20 protein-coding genes are annotated in these 21,281 nt (G+C 44.8%); 6 read left to right on the top strand and 14 right to left on the bottom strand.

The window, feature by feature from the left end:
* Positions 1 to 71: 71 nt before the first annotated feature.
* Complete coding sequence (locus ACR64G_RS07895) at positions 72 to 1,721, bottom strand: sodium:solute symporter family protein (RefSeq protein WP_435980685.1); 1,650 nt, start codon at positions 1,719 to 1,721, stop codon at positions 72 to 74.
* 259 nt (positions 1,722 to 1,980) lie between these two features.
* Between ACR64G_RS07895 and ACR64G_RS07890 the strand changes: the two genes are divergently transcribed.
* Positions 1,981 to 2,127 carry a hypothetical protein gene (locus ACR64G_RS07890; protein WP_435978760.1) on the top strand — a complete coding sequence of 49 codons (147 nt, stop codon included), beginning with the start codon at positions 1,981 to 1,983 and terminating at the stop codon, positions 2,125 to 2,127.
* A gap of 201 nt (positions 2,128 to 2,328) precedes the next feature.
* Here ACR64G_RS07890 and ACR64G_RS07885 read toward each other — a convergent pair whose 3' ends face one another.
* The 7 genes from ACR64G_RS07885 to ACR64G_RS07855 all read right to left on the bottom strand — a co-directional run bounded on the left by ACR64G_RS07885 (position 2,329) and on the right by ACR64G_RS07855 (position 10,373).
* On the bottom strand, positions 2,329 to 3,123 hold the full coding sequence (locus tag ACR64G_RS07885) for an ABC transporter ATP-binding protein (protein ID WP_435978759.1): 795 nt from the start codon (positions 3,121 to 3,123) through the stop codon (positions 2,329 to 2,331).
* An 87-nt stretch (positions 3,124 to 3,210) separates the two neighbouring features.
* Entirely contained in the window at positions 3,211 to 4,110 is a 900-nt protein-coding gene (locus ACR64G_RS07880) for an ABC transporter permease (protein WP_435978758.1), read from the bottom strand.
* 226 nt (positions 4,111 to 4,336) lie between these two features.
* Entirely contained in the window at positions 4,337 to 5,365 is a 1,029-nt protein-coding gene (locus tag ACR64G_RS07875) for an ABC transporter substrate-binding protein (RefSeq protein WP_435978757.1), read from the bottom strand.
* 133 nt (positions 5,366 to 5,498) lie between these two features.
* Positions 5,499 to 6,527, bottom strand: coding sequence for an ABC transporter substrate-binding protein (locus tag ACR64G_RS07870; protein WP_435978756.1), 1,029 nt, complete (start codon positions 6,525 to 6,527; stop codon positions 5,499 to 5,501).
* A gap of 180 nt (positions 6,528 to 6,707) precedes the next feature.
* Positions 6,708 to 6,992, bottom strand: coding sequence for a hypothetical protein (locus ACR64G_RS07865; protein WP_435978755.1), 285 nt, complete (start codon positions 6,990 to 6,992; stop codon positions 6,708 to 6,710).
* Between the two features lie 30 nt (positions 6,993 to 7,022).
* Positions 7,023 to 9,131, bottom strand: coding sequence for a methionine--tRNA ligase (gene metG, locus ACR64G_RS07860; protein ID WP_435978754.1), 2,109 nt, complete (start codon positions 9,129 to 9,131; stop codon positions 7,023 to 7,025).
* A 222-nt stretch (positions 9,132 to 9,353) separates the two neighbouring features.
* Entirely contained in the window at positions 9,354 to 10,373 is a 1,020-nt protein-coding gene (locus tag ACR64G_RS07855; RefSeq protein ID WP_435978753.1) for a GntP family permease, read from the bottom strand.
* A 331-nt stretch (positions 10,374 to 10,704) separates the two neighbouring features.
* On the opposite strand from ACR64G_RS07855, the gene ACR64G_RS07850 reads away from it, so the two are divergent.
* The 5 genes from ACR64G_RS07850 to dcd all read left to right on the top strand — a co-directional run bounded on the left by ACR64G_RS07850 (position 10,705) and on the right by dcd (position 14,924).
* A complete protein-coding gene (locus tag ACR64G_RS07850; protein WP_435978752.1) occupies positions 10,705 to 11,418 on the top strand; it encodes a CoA transferase subunit A in 714 nt (237 codons plus the stop codon).
* Positions 11,419 to 11,480: 62 nt separating this feature from the next.
* Positions 11,481 to 12,110, top strand: a complete 630-nt coding sequence (locus ACR64G_RS07845) for a CoA transferase subunit B (protein WP_435978751.1) — start codon at positions 11,481 to 11,483, stop codon at positions 12,108 to 12,110.
* 380 nt (positions 12,111 to 12,490) lie between these two features.
* Positions 12,491 to 13,726 (top strand): iron-sulfur cluster carrier protein ApbC, encoded by a 1,236-nt coding sequence (gene apbC / locus ACR64G_RS07840; RefSeq protein WP_435978750.1) that lies wholly within the window; start codon positions 12,491 to 12,493, stop codon positions 13,724 to 13,726.
* A gap of 41 nt (positions 13,727 to 13,767) precedes the next feature.
* Entirely contained in the window at positions 13,768 to 14,193 is a 426-nt protein-coding gene (locus ACR64G_RS07835; protein ID WP_435978749.1) for a hypothetical protein, read from the top strand.
* 155 nt (positions 14,194 to 14,348) lie between these two features.
* Positions 14,349 to 14,924, top strand: a complete 576-nt coding sequence (gene dcd / locus ACR64G_RS07830) for a dCTP deaminase (protein ID WP_010199897.1) — start codon at positions 14,349 to 14,351, stop codon at positions 14,922 to 14,924.
* A gap of 89 nt (positions 14,925 to 15,013) precedes the next feature.
* On the opposite strand, the gene ACR64G_RS07825 is transcribed toward dcd, so the two are convergent.
* The 6 genes from ACR64G_RS07825 to ACR64G_RS07800 all read right to left on the bottom strand — a co-directional run bounded on the left by ACR64G_RS07825 (position 15,014) and on the right by ACR64G_RS07800 (position 21,210).
* Complete coding sequence (locus ACR64G_RS07825) at positions 15,014 to 15,451, bottom strand: ClpXP protease specificity-enhancing factor (RefSeq protein ID WP_435978748.1); 438 nt, start codon at positions 15,449 to 15,451, stop codon at positions 15,014 to 15,016.
* A 69-nt stretch (positions 15,452 to 15,520) separates the two neighbouring features.
* On the bottom strand, positions 15,521 to 16,135 hold the full coding sequence (locus tag ACR64G_RS07820; RefSeq protein WP_435978747.1) for a glutathione S-transferase N-terminal domain-containing protein: 615 nt from the start codon (positions 16,133 to 16,135) through the stop codon (positions 15,521 to 15,523).
* Positions 16,136 to 16,329: 194 nt separating this feature from the next.
* A complete protein-coding gene (locus ACR64G_RS07815; protein ID WP_435978746.1) occupies positions 16,330 to 17,046 on the bottom strand; it encodes a cytochrome c1 in 717 nt (238 codons plus the stop codon).
* On the bottom strand, positions 17,046 to 18,251 hold the full coding sequence (locus tag ACR64G_RS07810; RefSeq protein ID WP_435980684.1) for a cytochrome b: 1,206 nt from the start codon (positions 18,249 to 18,251) through the stop codon (positions 17,046 to 17,048). The genes ACR64G_RS07815 and ACR64G_RS07810 overlap by 1 nt, the downstream gene beginning before the upstream one ends.
* 22 nt (positions 18,252 to 18,273) lie before the next feature.
* Complete coding sequence (petA, locus tag ACR64G_RS07805; RefSeq protein WP_435978745.1) at positions 18,274 to 18,858, bottom strand: ubiquinol-cytochrome c reductase iron-sulfur subunit; 585 nt, start codon at positions 18,856 to 18,858, stop codon at positions 18,274 to 18,276.
* A 411-nt stretch (positions 18,859 to 19,269) separates the two neighbouring features.
* Complete coding sequence (locus ACR64G_RS07800) at positions 19,270 to 21,210, bottom strand: ATP-binding cassette domain-containing protein (protein ID WP_435978744.1); 1,941 nt, start codon at positions 21,208 to 21,210, stop codon at positions 19,270 to 19,272.
* Positions 21,211 to 21,281 lie beyond the last annotated feature (71 nt).

Below are 21,281 nucleotides of genomic sequence, written 5' to 3'. Positions count from 1 at the left end.
TTCTCCTATTCACTAATGAATAACGGCTATTACATAAATGACTAGCATTCATACTCTAGCCGTCACTTTCGTTAAATCTTTGGTGTAGGTTGCACTTTGGCTTTTTTGTCATAATCACCAACACGCTCTTTAATCAAATTAAAGTCAAAGCGCTCATTACTCATCAGGCTAATGATAGTACAAACAACGGTACTGACACCGTAAGCCGTTAAAGAGGCAAGTAGTACCATATAATCACGCAAGAACCCTGTTGCAAATATCAGCATCAAGATAAAAGTGATCGCCGCTGCGCCCATACCAATCTTGCGACCTAAGAAACCAAAAACCATCAGACCAATGACTACCGCTGCACCAACGCTTGCCATAACTTCAAAGAATAGGGCGGTAACCCCAGTAATAGACACAAGCTCAAAACGGGCGATACAGAAAAACAGGAGTGCCACAAGGACCGCTGCGGTAAAGGCTAGGTTGGTGACGCGATTCCAGTACACGCTAGCGATAACAGGAAATACAACTGCGCCCCATAATGCGCCAACAAATACGAGCATCACAAGGATGTCAAGCTTGAAGCTTGCAAAAATGAGTCCCGCAGCCGTCGCGATGATCATCGTACCACGACCGACAAGCATCATCGTTTTGGGTTTAATGCCGCCTTTCTTGGCGATGTTTTTGGCATAGACATCTGCCATCATAATAGTCGACAGCGCGGATAAATCTGAGTCAGCGGTCGAAGATAACGAGCCAATAACCAAGATAAAGAACAGCGCAATAAACACTGGATGCAAGTACATACTAACCATTTGCGGAATCAAGTTATTCATATTGCCATCGAGGGGTTCAACACCAATAGTCAACGCCATCAGACCTATCATACCAAGACCGATTACGATACCAGCATAGCCTACGGTGGCAGTAATAAAGGTCGCTTTGATCTTGGTTTTATCAATCGCGAATAAACGCTGAGTGATCGTCTGATTACCGATAGCATAAGCCAATACAGCGACGAAAAAAGGTGCGCCTTGTTGCAAAAAGGCTTCGGATGAAAAGAAGTCTTGTTGCTCTAAAGTCAAGTTCGATAGACCGCTCACCATGACTTCAGGACCACCCATAGAGAACAAGACAGCTGGGATGATAACTACACCAATCGCCATCAAAGCAACTAGTTGAGCAAAATCGGTAAAGACTGAGGCTCGAAAACCAGAGGTTAAGGTATAACTGAGAACGCCCACGCCTGCGATGATAACCCCAGTTTGGAACGATAATGGTGATAATACAGATACCAGCGCGCCTGCTGCGGTAAAGTTGACCATCAAGCTAATTAAGCTGCCCATAATGTTGGATAGGGCTAAAATTAATTGGCTTGATGAGCCATGGCGGGCGTGAATAAGTTCACCTAGTGTATGACCGTTAGGCGCAAGTTCACGAAAGCGCATACCAAAGGGATAGATGAACAAAATCATCAATGCACCCCAAAACCCATAATGTATGGGACCTGATACGCCGTATTTGTAGCCAGATGTGGCCGCAGCATAGAAAGACGCCGCCCAAATCCACGTAGCGGTCATACTAGCAGCGCCCATGCCGAACCCAACACCGTGACCTGCAACCATGAAGCCAGTAGTCGATTCTTTGTCTTTTTTGATGAGTAAAGACAATAAGTAAGTACCACCATAAAACGCTAGCAGTAATAAAACGACGGTTAATGATGAAAATTGAAACAATGACTCAGTTTTCAAGCTCATACCTCGCAATTGTTATAAGTAAATAAAAGTTATTTAAAAAATGTAAAAACCTAACATTTTGGAATACGATATTGCCTATAGAGCCCATGCACAATTGCTCGAAGCTGTGCTTCAAGTCATAGTGATACATAAGTTATAAAAACAATAGAGGTCACTCTAGATAGACGTCTGTTAATGGATTAACCATATACGCTATAGAGCAACAATTATGTGATAGTAATGGCTAGGCTTTGCGTGTATGGCAAGCCTTTACAGCGCAAAGGTAGATATAAAAGATACCGCAACCTATGCCGATACAGCTTATATCAGCTGTCATAAACAAGGAGTGCATGAGCACTCACTAGAGATGATTTACTGTTTTGATAGTAATCAAATGGATTTCTAGATTGTAAACAGATTTTGTTGTGTTAAGGATCTGTAACCTATTTGCGTGACAAGAGTAACCTATTAAGCGTACATTCTCAAATTTATCGATCTTATATCCATGTACCGTTGCCAAAAAAATCTATTATTAACAAAAAACCTCAAAGCATTCAGCACTTGAGGTTTTTATAGATGAGGTTATATCAGCACTAATGAAGCTGTTTTAACTCAAAATCAAACTATCATCATCAACCTTTTCGCCGCGCGTTTGCTCAAACATGTCGAGCAAGTCGTGCACGGTCATTCCTTTACGTACGTCACCTGCGACATCGAGCACGACTTGACCCTGATGTAGCATTACGGTGCGTGTACCATGAGCCAAGGCCTGCTGCATGGAGTGGGTGACCATCATAGTGGTAAGGTTGTTGTCTGTCACAATTTTGTCTGTCAATTCCAAAACAAAAGCCGCAGTCTTTGGGTCAAGAGCAGCGGTATGCTCATCTAATAGTAGAATTTTGGAGGGTTGCAAGGAAGCCATGAGCAAGCTAACAGCTTGGCGCTGACCACCTGATAAGAGACCCATACGGTCAGTTAAACGATTCTCTAACCCAAGCTTTAGCACCGATAGTTTTTCACGGAATAAGTCACGATTATTTGGGTTGAGGGCAAAGCTCAAACCACGTTTGCCGCCGCGCTTATAAGCGAGTGCCATGTTCTCTTCAATAGTCAAAGCTTCACACGTGCCCGCCATCGGGTCTTGAAAAACACGAGCGACCCAATGCGCTCGCTCGTGTGCACTTTTTTTGGTGACATCGATACCATTTAGCACTATAGAGCCGCTATCGACGCGAGTGGTACCGCTAACCGCATTTAAAAATGTCGATTTGCCCGCGCCATTAGTACCGATAACGGTGACAAACTCACCATCAGCGATGTTCAAATTGATACCGCGTAGTGCTGGATTTTCGATAGGAGTGCCTGGATTAAAGGTCAAGCGCAAATCATTAGCTTGCATCATAATCGTTATTCCTTATGTTGGCTCATTGCCCATGTGCTTATACTAAGTACGAAGGCTTATACTAAGTACAGAGGATAGTAAAAAGTATTAAGCTCTTACTTTACGAGTCAAAAACTTAGTTTTGGCCTTGGGTAATACCAGTGCCAATACCACAAGTAGCGCAGTAATCAGGTTTAGATCCTGCGGGCCAAAGCCGATACTACGCAGCGTATCACTTGATAATGCTACTTGGATAAAGAGCTTGTAGAGTATCGCACCGACGATCACCGCAAAGGTGATCAGCCAAATACGCTTAGCTGGAATAATCGTCTCACCAATGATGACCGCAGCCAGACCGATGACGATAGTACCGATACCGATAGAGATATCAGCGCCGCCTTGTGTCTGCACGAATAACGCGCCTGCGAGCGCAATTAAGCCGTTCGATATCGCCATACCGATGATGGTCATCCATGAGGTATTGATGCCTTGGGCTTGCGCCATACGTAGGTTTGATCCTGTCGCGCGCATCGATAAACCTGACTCAGTGCTATAGAACCAGTCCAAAAATAATTTGGCGACCAAAACGACAGCCCCGATAATTAAACAGCGCATCCAAAAACCATTGTCATTGGTCACAAGTGAGCTAAATACTGTTGTCTCACCCAAGAGCGGTAGGTTTGGTGCGCCCATGATTCGCAGATTGACCGAATATAGCGCTACCATGACTAAGATACTGGCGAGCAATTGCAAGATGCCAAGTTTGACATGGAGCCAAGCGGTGACAATGCCTGCTATTGATCCTGCGAGCATACCAAAAGCGCAGGCAATCCAAGGATTGATACCGGCGACGATAGAGATGCCAGCGACAGCGCCGCCCAGTGGAAAACTACCGTCAGCAGTCAGATCAGGGAAATCAAGCGTACGAAATGAGATGAGTACACCAAGGGCGACAAGGCCATAAATAAGACCACTCTCAAGCGCACCAAAAAAGGCAATTAAAGACATAAGAAATCAATAAGTCATAACCAAGCGTTGCCTATAACGACCAACAACAGCTAAGCGGTGAATGGAACAGATTAAATAATCTGCGAGACGTCTGATGCTACATAACAAATCTTACCGTAAAACGCGGCGCACATTTTTAGAGATTAAAAAACAACCCAGCGAGTTCCAATTTTAAATGGCTTAGCTGGGTTGTTTGCACTCTTATTATCTAAAAGCAATTATAATACTATTCTACCACTTCTTTAGCATTATCAATAACCGCTTGTGGCAAAGTTACGCCTTGCTCCTCGGCATTTTTTGGACTGACATATAGGTCAAGCTTCTGCGGAGTGTAAACAGGAATATCGCCTGCTTTTTCGCCGTTTAAAATACGACTAACAATTTTGCCCGTCTCACGGCCTAAGCTATAGTAATCAACGCCAAGCGCTGCGATTGCGCCGCGCTCAACAGAGCTCGTATCAGAGGCTATAAGTGGAATTTTGCTTTCTCTTGCCACTTGATAGAGCGACTCATAAGCGGAGACCACATTATTGTCCGTTGACGTATAAATCATATCAACGCGGCCCTCCAAGCTACGGGCTGCCATAGCGATATCATTACTACGCGCTGCAGGCGCTTCTTGTACCGAGATGCCCATAGGCGCAAGCTTCTCTTTTAGATTCTTTAAAATAATGGTCGAGTTGACCTCGCCTGGGCTATAGACATAACCGACGTTTTTGAGGCCGGGGATGATCTGACGCATCAAATCAATTTGCGGCTCGTAGGGGAGCGCATCTGAGCCCCCTGTCACGTTAGTGCCTGAACCATCCAGCTTGGATACTAATTTTGCTTCAACAGGATCGGTGACCGCTGAAAATACTAAAGGAATAGTGCTGGTTGCCGCTGCCACTGATTGCGCTGATGGCGTACCAATAGCGACAATGACATCCGACTCATCAGCGACGAACTGCTTGGCGATCTGTCCTGCGGTCGCGGTATTGCCTTGCGCGCTTTGAAAATTAACGCTTAGATTCTCGCCTTCAGTAAAGCCTTGTTCAGCCAATTCATCGATTACGCCTTTACGGACATCATCAAGTGCAGGATGCTCTACGATTGCGGTAATTGAGACCGTCTTGGTTGGTAGAGTCGTATCACCACCAGCTGCGCCATCAATAGTATCAGGATCATCAGTGGATGCTTGGTTGCAGCCTGTCAAGATAGCAGTACAAAGACCGCCTAGCATTACGGCTTTACGAAAACGATTTGGGTTGAACATGGGTGCTGCTCCTAACAATAAAAGGGTATCCGTACGATTTGTAAACAATATTAAAGATCAATTATATTAACCACTAATGATACTGATTTTAAGTGATTAGCTTAAACAAGTAGTTTGAACGATTAAACGTCAACTATTCGACATTAATTGGCATTTGGGTATCGACATTGATGGCGTCTTTGAGCAACGCCGCGGGTATACTGACGCCTTGCACCTTGGCATGCTTGGGACTAACGTACAAAGTAAGCTCATTCATGACTTCTGGTTTTATGGTATTGACCATTTCACCATTAAGTACGCGGTATACCATTTTGCCAGTAGTACGTCCAAAGTCATAATCGTTGACACCAAGCGCTGCGGTCGCTCCGCGAGCAACACTAAATTCATCAGAAGCAATAATAGGTATCTTAAGCTCATTGGCAGCGTTTGCCATCGCCTCAAATGCTGAGACGACGTTATTATCTAATGAGGTATAAATGATATCTGCGCGACCATCCAAGCTACGCGTCGCCATCGCCACATCAGTAGGGCGATTGGCGGCAACCTCTAGTATGCTAAGTCCACGCGCGGGCGCCGCTTTTTTGAGTTGATTGAGTACGCTTACTGAATTGGCTTCACCTGGACTATAGACGTATCCAATTGTCTTGGCATCAGGGGCAATCTGTTGAATGAGATCTAATGGCGGCTCAATAGGGAGCTGGCTTGACAACCCTGTGACATTGTCCTGCGTAGGAACATTATTCTCGTCAATCAGCCTAGCGCCTAGCGGGTCAGATATCGCTGTGTAGATCACAGGTATGCTATTGGTCGATGCGACAACGGACTGCGCCGAAGGTGTAGAGATGGCAACAATGGCGTCGGGCAAATCTCCTGCGAACTGCTTGGCAATTTGTCCAGCGGTCGCAAGATTACCCTGCGCGCTTTGAAAGTTGATGTTTAGATTCTCGCCTTCGGTATAGCCTTGGTCTGCCAGCTCATCTAATATACCGCGCCGGATCTCATCGAGTGAGGGATGCTCAACGATTTGAGTGATGGCTAAACTTTTACTCTCTATACTGTCTTTAGTGGCAGCGGTGTCTGCCGTATTCGAGCAACCGATCACTCCAAGCGCGCCAATAGCGGCGGCGCATAGGTTGAGACGTAGAGTAGAGATAAAGGTCATAATAGGGTAACTCATTTATTAAAGTATTGGTTAATCATGCTAGTACAGTTAAAACAGCTAAACTAATAATACAAGCATTGTTATAGTAACCTTTGCTATATTATGACAGCAAGGTTACCTTGTGCAATAAAAAACGCAATAAAAAGTATAATAAAAACTATTCTATCTGAGCCAATAGGCTCAATCAAAAATACGCCATAGACCACGAAACAGCCAGCCAATCACATAAAAAGGTATCTCTAAAATATCTATAAAATATAACCAGTCCCACATGTCCGAGCTAGTATGTCTGCGCTGGCGCTGCGAGGGTCTGATATCTGCTGTAAACCATATCAATAGAATACCAAACACCCCGCAGCCAATAGCTATCCATAATGCGGTTGTATCACTAGTCACGTACCAATAAATGATAAGCCCAAATGCCGTATAGATAAGAATATCAGCTAGCAGCCTAAGCAATACCATAAGACGCTCCAGTAATCGCAGCTCACTTTATCAAGCAAGGGTGTCGCCAACGACGCACTCATCAGGTAAAATCACTACGGTCAATCCTGTCTTTGTATCGCCTGTCGATAACACCATGCCCTCTGATATACCAAATTTCATCTTACGCGGGGCAAGATTAGTCACGCAAACCACCTTTTTGTCGACCAATTGCTCAGGCTCATAAAATTTACGAATACCACTGAACACGTTGCGCGGTGCGTCTTCACCAACATCCAAGGTAAATTGAAGTAGCTTGTCCGCGCCTTCGACATAGTTGCACTCCAATACGTGTGCTACGGTCATCTCAACCTTGGCAAAGTCTTCGATACCGATATAGGCCTTTTGCTCAGCACTCTTATCAGTATCTACTGCTGATTGAGTATTTTTTGCCGCAGGTTCATTATCATCACCAGCAACTGGAGTGGCATGTTGAGTCAAAGACTCTGTTGACGCCTCAACCATCGCTTCAACATCTTTTGCATCAATACGCTGCATCAGGGGTTTAAACTTATTAATCTTGTGACCCAGTAGCCACTGGTTACGGCTGGCAAAGCTCAGATCATCGATATTCAAAAACGCTTTGGCATTGGCGGTCAGTTCAGGCAAGACAGGAGCAAGATAAACCATCAATTGACGGAAGATATTAATCGCCACCGAGCAGACGTCTTGTACTTCTTGCTCAGTGCCCTCCATCTTGGCGAGCGACCAAGGTTTTTTCTCATCGATATATTCGTTCGCTTTGTCCGCACATTGCATAATAAGGCGCATGGCTCGCGCAAACTCACGATTCTCGTAAGCGGCAGCAATCTCATCGCCCGTCTTGGTGATGTCTTCTAATAGCGTTGACTCTACGCAAGTATCAGACAACATGCCATCATATTTCTTTACCAAAAATCCAGCGCTACGACTGGCAATATTAACGACTTTACCGACCAAGTCCGAGTTGACCTTTTGCATAAAGTCTTCTAAATCAAGGTTGATGTCCTCGACTTTGTCGGAGAGTTTACTGGCAAAGTAATAACGCAAGTACTCAGGATGCAAGTGCTCGGCGTACGTTTCGGCTTTGATAAAGGTGCCTCGCGATTTACTCATCTTCTCGCCATTGACCATCAAAAATCCATGAGCAAAGACACCAGTCGGCGTACGCAGCTCACTACCTGCGAGCATAGCAGGCCAAAACAAGGCATGGAAGTAAACAATGTCTTTACCGATGAAGTGATAAACCTCGGTTTTGTGCTCGTTTTCTTGTGCCCAGTAATGGTCAAAATCAAGCGCTTGGTCTGTACCTGCACGCTTATCACATAGGTTTTTGAAGCTAGCCATGTAGCCAACCGGTGCATCTAGCCATACATAAAAATATTTGTCTGGCTCATCACTTGGGGTATCTGGAATCTGAAAACCAAAGTAGGGCGCGTCTCTAGAGATATCCCAGCTGGTTAGACCGGCGTCAAACCATTCTTGGAGCTTATTGGCGACTGAGATTTGCAAGCGATTATCGCTACGTGTCCAATTCTTTAAGAATTGCTCAAATTCTGGCAAATCAAAGAAATAATGCTTTGATGTTTTCAGTACAGGGGTAGCATCAGATAACGTTGAGTATGGATCTTTAAGATCTGTCGCATCATAAGTGGTGCCGCAGACTTCACAGTTGTCACCGTATTGATCTGGCGAATCACACTCTGGGCAAGTACCTTTGACAAAGCGATCGGCTAGGAACAACTGCTTTTCAGGGTCAAATAATTGCTCAACGTCACGAGTTGAGATGTGCCCCGCGCTATTTAAACGACGATAAATCAGCTCGGAGAAATGCTTGTTCTCTTCTGAATGGGTGGTGTGATAATTGTCAAAGTTAATCAAAAATTTGGCAAAGTCCGCTTCATGCGAGGCTTTAACTGAAGCAATTTGCTCCTCCGGCGTGATACCGTTGGATTCAGCTTTGAGCATGATAGCGGTGCCATGAGCATCATCTGCGCAAACGTAAGTGACCTGATGACCTTGTGCTTTCATTGCTCTTACCCAAATGTCAGTTTGGATATATTCTACAAGGTGGCCTAAATGAATGTAGCCATTGGCATAAGGAAGGGCACTGGTTACTAAAATCTCACGCACTTTTATCACCTATATTTTTGTATAAACGGGTTGATTATCGGATGTCTCAAGTGCCGCTTTTGGGGTAAATAAGGAGACAAGAGACGCTAAAATCAAAAAATAAGGCCTATGATACCGTAATTCAATCAAAGTTGTGATATTACTCAGTAATCATTAGTGTTAAAAAACCCACCGAGCATCATGCTAAGTGGGTTGTGAGTTCATACTAAAGATTGTTACCTATGCAAAACTTTAAAACGATCCAAACAACGTTCCTGAGGTGATAACAGCAATCATAGCGATCAATGGAATCACCATGGTCACGACTGCTAGATTAGGATAAGACTGCTTATGCGTCAGACCACAAATGGCAAATAGCGTGATGACCGCGCCACTATGCGGCAAGGTATCAAGACCACCCGCTGCCATGACAGCAACTCGGTGCATCAGCTCAGAATCGATACCGGCCTCTACTGCCATTCTGAGATAATCTTCACCTAGCGTCGATAGAGCAATACTCAAATCACCAGAGGATGAGCCAGTAATTCCCGCAAGCGTAGTCATAGCGACTGCTTCTGAGATTAGTGGGTTGTCGGGGTTTAAGTTCAATATACTATCACGAATGAGAAGAAAGCCTGCAAGCGAGGCGATAACTGCGCCGTAACCCACTTCTGAGGCGGTATTAACGATAGGCAACATCGAGTCATAAGTACCGCGGTTGATAGTTTTTTGTAGATTAGTCCAGTGACTGATACGCAGCACAATCAGTATAATAATAGCGACAATCAAAGAGAGGATAATCGACCAAAGCCCTAGTGAGCCTTCAGTATTAAGATCAGCAAACTGCGTCTGTAAGCCGCTAAAGTCCATCGCTGGAAAGATAAAGTAAGTGAGTATGGCGTTTAGCGCGATAACCAAAACTAGCGAAATCATCGCTACCGCAAACGACGTTTGATGGGTATTTCGTGCTTCACTTGTAGTCGCTAAATTGCTCTTAGCAACATTGCTTTGAGCTTCGTTGTTGTGAGCCGTGCTCGCAGGATCTTTTTTGGCATCGATACCACCGACGGCAACATCTTCATCGTCATGCTGACCATAGCCTTCGCCTGCCGCATTGGCTTTTTTGGCACGTGATTGGAGCCACAGCCAGCCCCCGATGAACATGACTAGACCGCCGATTATCCCCAATATGGGCGCGGCAAAGACATTGGTGTTGTAATAAGGAATAGGGATCGCGTTTTGAATCGCAGGCGTACCGGGTAGAGCGGTCATCGTAAAGGTAAATGAGCCTAGGGCAATCGCTGCGGGTATCAGACGTTTTGGAATATGGGCGGTCTTTTGTAGTGTTTACAAGTTTTTAGATAGATAATTAACAAAAGAGATGATTTTAAACCTTTAAGCTGGCAAAAAATGCCAAACAAAGTTGCTGTTTATCCTCTAGTTGTTAGGATTATTGTCTAAGTCTTAGCGTTATCATCTAGTCCCTAGAATAATAATATGCTAAGTTAGCATAAATATAATATATTGATACTACATGTATTGTTTTAATTTTTATTGCATCCTAGGTAACACCAAAAAATACTAAGTAAGCAAGGAGTTGGGCATGAGTCAATCTAAAGTATATAGTACGGCAGCAGAAGCCTTAAATGGTATCGTTAGTGATGGTCAAATGCTCGCTATCGGTGGCTTTGGTCTGTGCGGAATACCTGAAGCACTTATTGAGGCGCTACGCGATAGCGGCGTCAAAGATTTAACCTGTATCAGTAATAATGCAGGTATCGATGACTTTGGCTTAGGGTTGCTACTTCAAACCCGACAAATCAAAAAAATGATCTCATCTTACGTCGGTGAAAATAAAGAGTTTGAGCGTCAATACTTAGCGGGCGAGCTTGAAGTCGAGCTTACCCCGCAAGGCACATTGGCCGAAAGATTACGCTCAGGTGGCGCGGGTATTCCAGCGTTTTATACGGCTACTGGCGTCGGTACTCTCGTGAGCGAGGGCAAAGAAACTCGTGACTTTGATGGTCGTACTTATATCCTTGAGCGCGCGCTAAACGCTGATGTCTCTCTCGTAAAAGCGCTAAAAGCTGATAAGGCAGGTAACTTGATATTTAGCAAAACCGCGCGCAATTTCAATCCAGACTGTGCGACAGCGGGCAAAATCACTATTGCTGAGGTTGAGGAGATCGTAGAGACAGGTACGCTCAACCCAGACGAGGTACATCTATCAGGTATTTTCGTTCAGCGTATCGTACTCAATGATAACCCTGAAAAGCGTATCGAAAAAGCAACGACTAAAGCGGCTCAAAGCGCTTAAGTAACCAGTCGATTAGATATGAACCAAAATAAGACATGTGATAATTACAAAGGACAATGACTATGTCATGGACAAGAGAGCAAATGGCGCAGCGCGCCGCACAAGAATTACAAGATGGCCATTATGTGAATTTAGGCATTGGTCTACCGACGCTAGTAGCCAATTACATTCCTGAGGGCGTAGATGTTTGGTTACAGTCAGAGAATGGTCTGCTAGGTATCGGCGAGTTTCCGACCGAAGACGACGTCGATGCAGATCTGATCAATGCCGGTAAGCAAACAGTGACCGCAAAGCCTGGCGCCAGCTATTTTAGCAGCTCAGAGTCCTTTGCGATGATTCGCGGTGGTCACGTTAACCTTGCAATATTGGGCGCGATGGAAGTCTCAGAGAATGGTGATTTAGCCAACTGGATGATCCCCAAAAAGATGGTCAAAGGTATGGGCGGGGCGATGGATTTGGTTGCAGGCGTGCAGCGCGTGATTGTACTTATGGAGCAGGTGAACAAACATGGTGATCCCAAAATTCTTGCCAACTGCGAACTACCTTTAACGGGCAAAGGCGTCGTCGATCGCATCATCACTGAACTCGCTGTCCTCGATGTCACTAACAAAGGGCTTAAATTGGTTGAGCTGGCAGACGGCGTCAGCTTTGATGAGCTACAAGAAAAAACGCCAGTACGTATTATTCAATAGCGCGTGATACTTGTGGTCATGACTGGTTGTGTGCCTGATATGAGCCTCCTTTGTGCTCAACAAGATGGGCCTCGACACTGACCCTACACTTTTGATAATCTCGGTGTATGAGGCCTCAGGAGTGTGAATCTACCTATTTATAGCAAGATTTTTAGCACTATAGCGTTTGCCAAACGATTAATCGCACAAGTCCATAAACAAGTGCTTTCCAATAAAAGGCAACAGAACCGTAAAAAGTAACGGAACATTAAAAGGTAACGGTCTGTTAGTTAGTAGAGGTTGCTGGTTTTTTAATATTCCCAATTCAGCTACACTGACTCCTTCAAGCGTATCGGCAATCAAACTCTTAAAAACCTATTGATATAGAAGTAAAAGTAGCTATGTTCAACTTTATAAAAAAAAGAACCTCAGACAAGCCTGAGACTCCGCAGCAGCAAGCAGAGCGTGATAGTGCCGTGGACAAAGTACTGCTCGGCTACGAAGTTGGCACTATAAGTATAGCCACTATGGTAACGGGACTTGAGCGCGATGGCGACCAGCTTACTCTAGATTTGCGTTTACCCGTAAACAGTAATCCTGAAACCATACAACAAGAGCTTGGTCAACTATTGCATCCGCACGGTATCAAAACCATTCACATGAATGTGCGTCTGCCTGCCCCAGCCAAAGGCACAGGGTCAACATTGCCAAAACAGATGCCAAAGACAACTAATGCCATGGACGCTCAGAGTCAGTCAGTCTCAAAGCCTGATAGTGGTACGAAAACTGATCCTACTGATGAACCACCCATTGCTAAAGCTGCACCAACACAAGCATCCCTAACCGCGCATCCCCGTATTCGCCATATTATCGTCGTAGCCTCTGGTAAGGGCGGCGTTGGTAAATCAACGACGACGGTCAACATCGCCTTAGCGTTACAAAAGCTTGGCAACCGTGTCGGGGTATTGGATGCAGATATCTATGGGCCGAGTATGCCAACCATGCTAGGCGTTGCTGATATTAGACCGCAACTAGAGAATGAGCAATTCGTACCTATCGATGCCCGTGGTATGGCAATGCTATCGATTGGTAGCTTGCTTGATGGTGATAACACGCCTGTGGCATGGCGTGGACCTAAAGCCACTGGCGCACTGATGCAACTGTATAATCAAACGAGTTGGCCGCAACTAGATTATTTAGTGATAGATATGCCGCCAGGTACGGGTGATATCCAATTGACGCTGGCACAGCGTATTCCAGTCACTGGCGCTGTTATCGTCACAACACCGCAGCACATCGCATTGCTTGATGCCCAAAAAGGCATTGAGATGTTTAACAAAACGAATATTCCCGTACTTGGCGTCGTTGAAAACATGGCACTGCATACTTGTAGCAACTGCGGTACTACCGAAGCCATCTTTGGGGTTGGCGGCGGCGAGATGATCGCTGAACAGTACCAAGTACCGCTGCTCGGTCAATTGCCACTGGCCAGTGGTATCCGCGCGCAAGTGGACAAAGGCGAGCCTAGCGTATTGGTTGACGATGAGTTTGCGAGTTATTATATAAATATTGCCAAAAATATCGAAGCCAATATCAACAAGTTTGCAAAGCCTGCTGATGATAAGCGCATATTTTAGAACGGTAACTCGTTATTAATAGCATCAAAAAAGGATTGCTAGTGAGCTTAACTACCTATGATAACTATCTAAAAACGCTACCTAAGCCGCATAAGTTACTAAAAATGCTACGTCCGCCCGTGTATGAAATTGAGTTATCAAACAATCAATTGAATGCGACGGCTTACTATAAGGATGGCAGTACCAAAAGTCATCAGGTTAATGCTGACTTTAGCAACCGCCGCCTGCTATTCATAGACTTTCCTACTGCTATGCAAGCGTTAGTAGACTTACTACATAAGTTTCCCAAACACGCTTATGGGATTAGTGGTATTGCTGTTGTTAATGTGAGCGAAGAGCTATTGGATGGATTAACTCCTGTTGAAACTAGAATGATAATAGAGTTCATTCACGTGGCATCGAACCAAGCAAAAAGAAGAGTAATAAGTACTGTAATTAGCTACCAAGGACAAGCAGTCAATCAGTAGCTAATAAGTCAGGTAGAGGATGAACCACGAACAAGAACGATAAAAACAGTTATTTATATCTGTTAAAAAACCTATAAATTGACCCGCGTATTCCGTATAATTATCGCCACTAAAAGGGTGTAAAACAAACCCCATAACTAATCTTAAGGATAAAAATGTCTATCAAATCTGACCGCTGGATTCGTAAAATGGCTGAGGAGCATGGCATGATTGAGCCATTTGAAGCAGGTCAAGTACGCTTCAATGATGCAGGCGAGCGTTTGGTCAGTTATGGTACTTCAAGCTATGGTTATGATGTTCGCTGCGCGCCTGAGTTCAAAGTTTTTACTAACGTGCATTCAGTCGTCGTTGATCCCAAAAACTTCGATGAAAAAAGCTTTATTGATATCGTTGGCGACGAGTGTATTATTCCGCCCAACTCTTTTGCGTTGGCACGTACCATGGAGTATTTTCGTATTCCGCGTGATGTTTTGACGATTTGCCTTGGCAAATCTACTTATGCGCGCTGCGGTATCATTGTCAACGTGACACCACTTGAGCCTGAATGGGAGGGGCATGTCACCCTTGAATTTAGTAATACGACCAATTTGCCAGCCCGTATTTATGCGGGAGAAGGGGTCGCGCAGATGTTGTTTTTTCAAAGTGATGCTGATGATGTCTGTGAGACGAGCTATAAAGATCGCGGCGGCAAATATCAAGGACAACGCGGTGTGACTTTACCTAGAACATAGCAAAAGATATAGACTAATTTTTAGATAGTACGCAGCATAAAAAAAGCCAGTCATATAAACGATGACTGGCTTTTTTTATGCAAAATTGACTACTTTAAGACTTTTAAGCCTGCTTTATTATTGCGTTTAGGTTTCGGCGCAGCAGCAGGACTCTTCTTAACAGCAGTCTCCGAACCTTCTTCAGGCTGATAATTATCATATTCATTAGGGTCAAAGAACATACCCTGTGAGTTCTCTTTGGCATATATGCCCATGACAGCGATTATAGGTACCCAAATCTCTTGTGACACGCCACCAAAGCGCGCACTAAAGTGAATATAGTCGTTTTCCATACTCATATTGCCCGTAGCACGGCTAGCAATATTCAAGACAATACGACCATCTTGCACATGCTCTTTTGGTATTTGTACATTTTGAGCAGTGGCATCGACCATCAGATAAGGCGTCAGATCGTTGTCTTCTATCCATTGGTATAGTGCACGTACCATATAAGGACGGGTTGGTGTGATTGATGTGGTTTCGCTCATCTGATGGTTTCCTATACTCATAAAATTATTGTAATGCATGTCTTAAACGGACAATACATCATCGTTCAACTAACGGACACTTTTTTTGAAGCTTTCGCGCTCAAAGACGCGGGTTTGATAGTCAAATAAAGGGCGACTGATAGCACGAGGAAGCTCGATATTCATCTCTTCAAGTCGCCACAGTAGCGGCGCTAGCAGCACATCACACCAGCCAAACTCATCGGCCATAAAATACGACTTATGAGCAAATAAAGGCGATAGGGTAATGAGGGAATCAGTCAGTTGTTTCTTAGCAATAGTAGCCTGCGCCTTATTAAAGCTATCTGGGTGCATAAGCAGACGCTTACCTAGTACTAACCAATCGTGCTGAATACGCCATGCTAACTGCCGAAACTGTGCACGTGCTTGCGGCGTATCTGGCAAGAGCTTATTGGCATGATAGCGCTCTTCCAAATACTCAAAAATGACATTGATCTCATACAATGCAATTTCGCGCTGTTGTAATACAGGTAAGGTATGATAAGGGTTTAGCTCAGTTAAGTCCTCAGGGCGTTCAGACTGCAAACGTGACAAATAATAAGCGAGCTTCTTTTCTTCAAGTAATAGGCGTACCACATGACTGTTATAGCCGTCGTCCGCGTACAAAATCAGCTGACTACTTGGAATGTCATTCGCATCAATCATGAAAGCCTAATGTTAATAGTGAAGGTTGTCATCGTAAACAAAGTCGCTTTGTTTATCAAGGCAGCATACGTAAACACGACTTTTATAGTGCGATATTTTCACACTATTTTAACCGTATATTATTTATCAATACCGCACAAAAAAGCACTACCGAAGTAGCGCTCTTTCATCAACTAAATAGTATAAATATAGCTCTACTTGACGTCTTTCCAGAATTCTTTATTGAGCAAGTAAACAGGAATGAGCAGCACTAATAAGAAGAGAATAACGAAAAAGCCAATCACTTGACGATCATGACGAACAGGCTCACCCATCCATGCCAAGAAGTTGACTAAATCACCAACTTCTGATTCAAACTCTTCGGTACTCAAGTCATTTTGTAGGTTGTTTAGCACATGAGGCATTGCCGCATTTTGTAGGACTAGGTTGTTCGCCCCCCATGGACGACTCGGATCTTCATAGAATGACAACAGATAGGTATAGACCCAGTCATCACCGCGCAATCTAGACACTAGCGACAAATCTGGTGGTGCTGCACCAAACCAAGACGCCTGAACTTCAGGATCAATCTCAGCATTGATGTGATCGCCAATCTGATCAGTCGTTACCATCAAGTATTTTTCGACCAACTCTGGTGGTATCTCTAAATCTTTTGCGATGCGAGAGTGTCTGACGTACTGCGCTGAATGACAACCAGCGCAGTAATTCATAAACATCTTTGCGCCGTTTTGTAGTGAGCCTTTATTCGTAAAATCAATAGGGGCTTCACTACATAACAGATGCTCCTCGACACCTTCAGCGTTGACAAAGGTACCACATCCGCCGCCGCCCGCTGCCATTGCGGTACCCGCAGTCAACATCAATGTCGCGCCTAAGCCCAAACCGGTTAAGGATTTTGTTAGCGTGTTCATCAGTGGCCTCCGGTAACGCGTTCTGGTGGCTGTTTGCACGTCTCAATAGACGTATAAATAGGCATCAATAAGAAGAATAAGAAATATAAAATAGTAAAGACACGCGCCATAATAGTCGCTGTCGGCGTCGCTGGTGTTGCGCCTAGATAGCCAAGTACGACAAAGCTAATAGCAAATATAGTCAAAGCAATTTTAGACAATATGCCTTTATAACGCATCGAGCGTACTGGCGATCTATCGAGCCAAGGTATCAAGAACAATACCGCAATCGCGCCGCCCATAGCAATAACGCCGCCAAGCTTGTTAGGAACTGCTCGCAAAATCGCATAGAAAGGCGTGTAATACCATACCGGTGCAATGTGTGCTGGTGTCTTCAGTGAGTTCGCCGTCTCAAAGTTAGGGGGCTCAAGGAAATAACCGCCGCCTTCTGGGAAGAAGAATACTACCGCAAAGAACAAGATAAAGAAGACCACAATGCCAACCATATCATGCACGGTATAGTACGGATGGAACTCGATACCATCTAAAGGTACACCGTTTTTGTCTTTTAGCTTTTTGATGTCGATGCCATCAGGGTTGTTAGAGCCTACATGATGCAAAGCCACGAGATGCATAAAGACAAGACCGACAAGAACTAGCGGAATAGCGACAACATGCAAAGCAAAGAAGCGGTTAAGGGTGATACCTGAGATGATATAATCACCGCGTACCCATTCAGCAAGACCATCACCAATAATTGGCAGCGCCGCTGGCAAGTTTAAGATAACCTGCGCACCCCAAAATGACATATTGCCCCATGGTAATAGATACCCAAAGAAGCCTTCTGCCATTAGTGCTAAGTAGATACCCATACCGATAAGCCAAATAAGCTCGCGCGGCTTTTGATATGAGCCATACAATAGCGCTCTGAACATGTGCAAATACACAACAACGAAGAATGCTGATGCGCCTGTGGAGTGCATGTAGCGAATGAGCCAGCCACCTTTGACATCGCGCATAATATATTCAACAGAGGCAAAGGCGCCTTCTGCACTCGGGTTGTACATCATTGTCAACCAAATACCAGTAACCAGCTGATTGACCAGTACGATCATTGACAATACGCCAAAGAAGTACCAAAAGTTGAAGTTCTTTGGTGCATAGTACTTTGACATGTGGTATTCATAGGTTTCGGTCGCCGGAAAGCGCGCATCCACCCAGTGCATAATCTTTTTGCCCATACTCATATTAAGCCTCTCCAACCGTCAGGATAGACCCATCCAAACTATAATCTGGAATAGGTAGGTTAGTCGGTGCAGGAACGCCGCTATAGACGCGACCTGCTAAATCATATTTAGAGCCATGACAGGGACAAAAGAACCCGCCATACCAATCATTACCACCCAAATCAGCAGCACCCACATCAGGACGGTAGTTTGGAGCGCAGCCTAGGTGAGTACAGACGCCTTCAACCACTAATAAACCCGGCTCTAAAGATCGGGTTTGATTCTTAGTATATTCTGGTTGTAGCGAGGCGTCTGAGGCGGGGTCAACCAACAGCGGTTCCACAGCACTTAAAGTCTCTACCATGTCTGGAGTACGCTTGACCACAAAAATGGGTTTGCCTCGGTACTTGACGACAATCATCTGGCCTTCTTCTATAGATCCTATGTCTTGAGTCACCGCCGCGCCTGCAGCTTCTGCTTTGGCACTTGGCGTCCATGAACGGACGAAAGGGGTGGCGACTGCCGCGACCCCAGCTGCACCAATGACGGCAGTTGAGGCAATAAGGACTCTGCGACGTTGTACATTAACGCCTTCGGTATTGCGCATTAATACTTCCTCCAGATGAATGACATGGGATTATCCCACACTGGGTTTATGGCTTAAAGGATGGTAGTAAAAAAAGGTCAGCCACGCAAGCTCCGCCTAGTTTTTCTGATTGTTACTATTCTAAGCTATTTTGGTCATAAAATAAATTGATGTGTTAAAAATAAAACAACCTGAGCAGGCTTAATTAGCCCATTGAATATAGAAAAAGCATCTATAACCCACTGGTTATCAGTATTCGATAGTGGGATATAAATGCTATATTTTAACAATTACTCTTTGATTTCTAGAGATGTATTCCTATGAGGAATGATAGCTGAGGTTGCAGTTAAGCTCATTAGGCTTTTGATTGTACAAATTTTCTGGATACATACCTGTTGAAAATGCTTATAACATGCACGTTCATTCACCGAATTAATCAGCTTCGAGCATCTCCCAGCGTTCAAGCTTACTCATCATTTCCTCTTCGATAACTAATAAGCGTGTGCTGGCAACAGTAGCTTTGTCAAAGTCTCGAATGAACCAAGAGCCATCAGCGAGCTTCTCTTGTATCTCGTTTTGTTCAGCTTCTAGCGCTGCTATTTCTTTGGGCAAGCTATCGAGTTCGCGCTGTTCATTAAAGTTAAGCTTTTTGACGCTCTTTTTTGGTTTGATAGCTGAGGTGTTCTTATGATTAGTCTTGCTATTAGTAGTAGAAGCCGTTTTAGCTGCCATACTTGCTTGTGCGCGGTTCTTTTGTACTAGGTATTCTTGATAGCCGCCGACATATTCTTTGACCACGCCTTGTCCGCCTTCGTCTTGGTCAAATACCCAAGTAGAGGTAACCACGTTATCCATGAATGAGCGATCATGGCTGATAAGTAAGATAGTACCGTTAAAGCTACTAACAGATTCCTCTAACAGCTCAAGGGTTGCCATATCCAAGTCGTTTGTTGGCTCATCAAGTACTAAAATATTGGCAGGTTTTAGTAGCTGTTTGGCGAGTAGTACTCGATTACGCTCACCGCCAGATAGAGCCTTGACCGGTGTGCGAGCGCGTTCTGGGGCGAACAAGAAGTCTTGTAAATAGCTCATAATATGCGTCTTGCGACCACCAACCTCGATGAAGTCTGAGCCTTCAGAGACGTTTTGAGCGACAGTTGCTTCAAGGTCTAACTGATCTCGCAGCTGATCAAAAAAGGCAATTTGTAAATTTGTACCTAGGACGACGCTGCCTGTTTTGGTAACCTCATCATCAGACATGTCGAGTATAGCTTTGATAAGGGTCGTTTTACCCGCACCATTGGGACCAATAATACCGATCTTGTCCCCACGCATAATCGTAGTGGTAAAATTGTCGACTAAGACATTACCGTCGTATTCAAGATGTAGATTTTTGACTTTACAGACCAGTTTGCCGCTTTTTTCGCCTTCGCCCATTGTAATATTGACGTTACCGACTTGTTCACGGCGATCGCTCCGCTCCGCGCGTAACGCTTTTAGATCACGGACGCGGCCCTCATTACGAGTACGACGGGCTTTGATACCTTGACGAATCCAAACCTCTTCTTGTGCCAATTTTTTGTCAAAATTAGCATTGTTCTTCTCTTCTGCTAATAGCTGTAGCTCTTTGAGCTCTTGATAGCGAGCATAGCCCTTTGCGCCTTGAGTGACGTCATAGCTGGTCAATTGACCACGGTCAAGCTCGACAATGCGAGTGGCCAGCTTATCAACAAAGGCTCTATCATGGGTGACAAACAGTAGCGTCAGACCTTGCCAATCGAGCAAAAAGCGCTCTAGCCACTCAATGCTGTCAACATCCAAATGGTTGGTCGGCTCATCGAGGAGTAACATATCAGGCTTGGTCACAAGAGCACGCGCCAACAGTACACGGCGCTTACGCCCGCCGGATAAGGATGACAAATCATCTTCAGGATCGAGACCCATAGTCGTGATGAGGCGTCTCGCTTCACGCTCCAAATCCCAACCATGTACCGCATCAATATCGTGTTGTAGCGTTGCCATACGCTCGCAGGCAGCCATATCACCATCAGCGCATAGATCAGTCTGCTGATTGTAACTGATTAGCAGGTCAGCGGTACGACGACTACCGCCCATGACGATATCTAGTATTTTACCGCTAGTTTCAGGAACGTCTTGCTCAAGCATAGCGACGCTTGCGCTACCACTGATGATGACCTCGCCACTATCAGGTTGCAAAGAGCCATTGATGAGCTTGAATAAGGTGGATTTGCCTTCGCCATTACGACCAATCAAGCAAACGCGCTCGCCCTCGTTAATGCTAAAGTCAATACCGTCGAGTACGGGAGCCACGCCAAAAGCGAGATGAATGTTTTTTAGATGTATCAGTGCCATAGAGTATCTTAAGCTTATATATAGAGGTAAGAATTGTGATGAGAGGATCAAGCTATCAGTAAGTAACGCCG

It is taken from the genome of Psychrobacter sp. DM4, from assembly GCF_051307035.1.
In the GTDB taxonomy this organism is placed as follows: Bacteria; Pseudomonadota; Gammaproteobacteria; order Pseudomonadales; family Moraxellaceae; genus Psychrobacter.
This window is presented reverse-complemented; position numbering and strand designations above follow the sequence as displayed.

What these genes read in the sequence shown, in the direction of transcription:
- ACR64G_RS07890 (WP_435978760.1), top strand. Translation starts at nt 1,981, where the DNA reads ATGGCAAGCCTTTACAGCGCAAAGGTAGATATAAAAGATACCGCAACC.
- ACR64G_RS07885 (WP_435978759.1), bottom strand. Translation starts at nt 3,123, where the DNA reads ATGATGCAAGCTAATGATTTGCGCTTGACCTTTAATCCAGGCACTCCT.
- ACR64G_RS07880 (WP_435978758.1), bottom strand. Translation starts at nt 4,110, where the DNA reads ATGTCTTTAATTGCCTTTTTTGGTGCGCTTGAGAGTGGTCTTATTTAT.
- ACR64G_RS07875 (WP_435978757.1), bottom strand. Translation starts at nt 5,365, where the DNA reads ATGTTCAACCCAAATCGTTTTCGTAAAGCCGTAATGCTAGGCGGTCTT.
- ACR64G_RS07870 (WP_435978756.1), bottom strand. Translation starts at nt 6,527, where the DNA reads ATGACCTTTATCTCTACTCTACGTCTCAACCTATGCGCCGCCGCTATT.
- ACR64G_RS07865 (WP_435978755.1), bottom strand. Translation starts at nt 6,992, where the DNA reads ATGGTATTGCTTAGGCTGCTAGCTGATATTCTTATCTATACGGCATTT.
- ACR64G_RS07855 (WP_435978753.1), bottom strand. Translation starts at nt 10,373, where the DNA reads ATGACCGCTCTACCCGGTACGCCTGCGATTCAAAACGCGATCCCTATT.
- ACR64G_RS07850 (WP_435978752.1), top strand. Translation starts at nt 10,705, where the DNA reads ATGAGTCAATCTAAAGTATATAGTACGGCAGCAGAAGCCTTAAATGGT.
- ACR64G_RS07845 (WP_435978751.1), top strand. Translation starts at nt 11,481, where the DNA reads ATGTCATGGACAAGAGAGCAAATGGCGCAGCGCGCCGCACAAGAATTA.
- apbC (WP_435978750.1), top strand. Translation starts at nt 12,491, where the DNA reads ATGTTCAACTTTATAAAAAAAAGAACCTCAGACAAGCCTGAGACTCCG.
- dcd (WP_010199897.1), top strand. Translation starts at nt 14,349, where the DNA reads ATGTCTATCAAATCTGACCGCTGGATTCGTAAAATGGCTGAGGAGCAT.
- ACR64G_RS07825 (WP_435978748.1), bottom strand. Translation starts at nt 15,451, where the DNA reads ATGAGCGAAACCACATCAATCACACCAACCCGTCCTTATATGGTACGT.
- ACR64G_RS07820 (WP_435978747.1), bottom strand. Translation starts at nt 16,135, where the DNA reads ATGATTGATGCGAATGACATTCCAAGTAGTCAGCTGATTTTGTACGCG.
- ACR64G_RS07815 (WP_435978746.1), bottom strand. Translation starts at nt 17,046, where the DNA reads ATGAACACGCTAACAAAATCCTTAACCGGTTTGGGCTTAGGCGCGACA.
- ACR64G_RS07810 (WP_435980684.1), bottom strand. Translation starts at nt 18,251, where the DNA reads ATGCACTGGGTGGATGCGCGCTTTCCGGCGACCGAAACCTATGAATAC.
- petA (WP_435978745.1), bottom strand. Translation starts at nt 18,858, where the DNA reads ATGCGCAATACCGAAGGCGTTAATGTACAACGTCGCAGAGTCCTTATT.
- ACR64G_RS07800 (WP_435978744.1), bottom strand. Translation starts at nt 21,210, where the DNA reads ATGGCACTGATACATCTAAAAAACATTCATCTCGCTTTTGGCGTGGCT.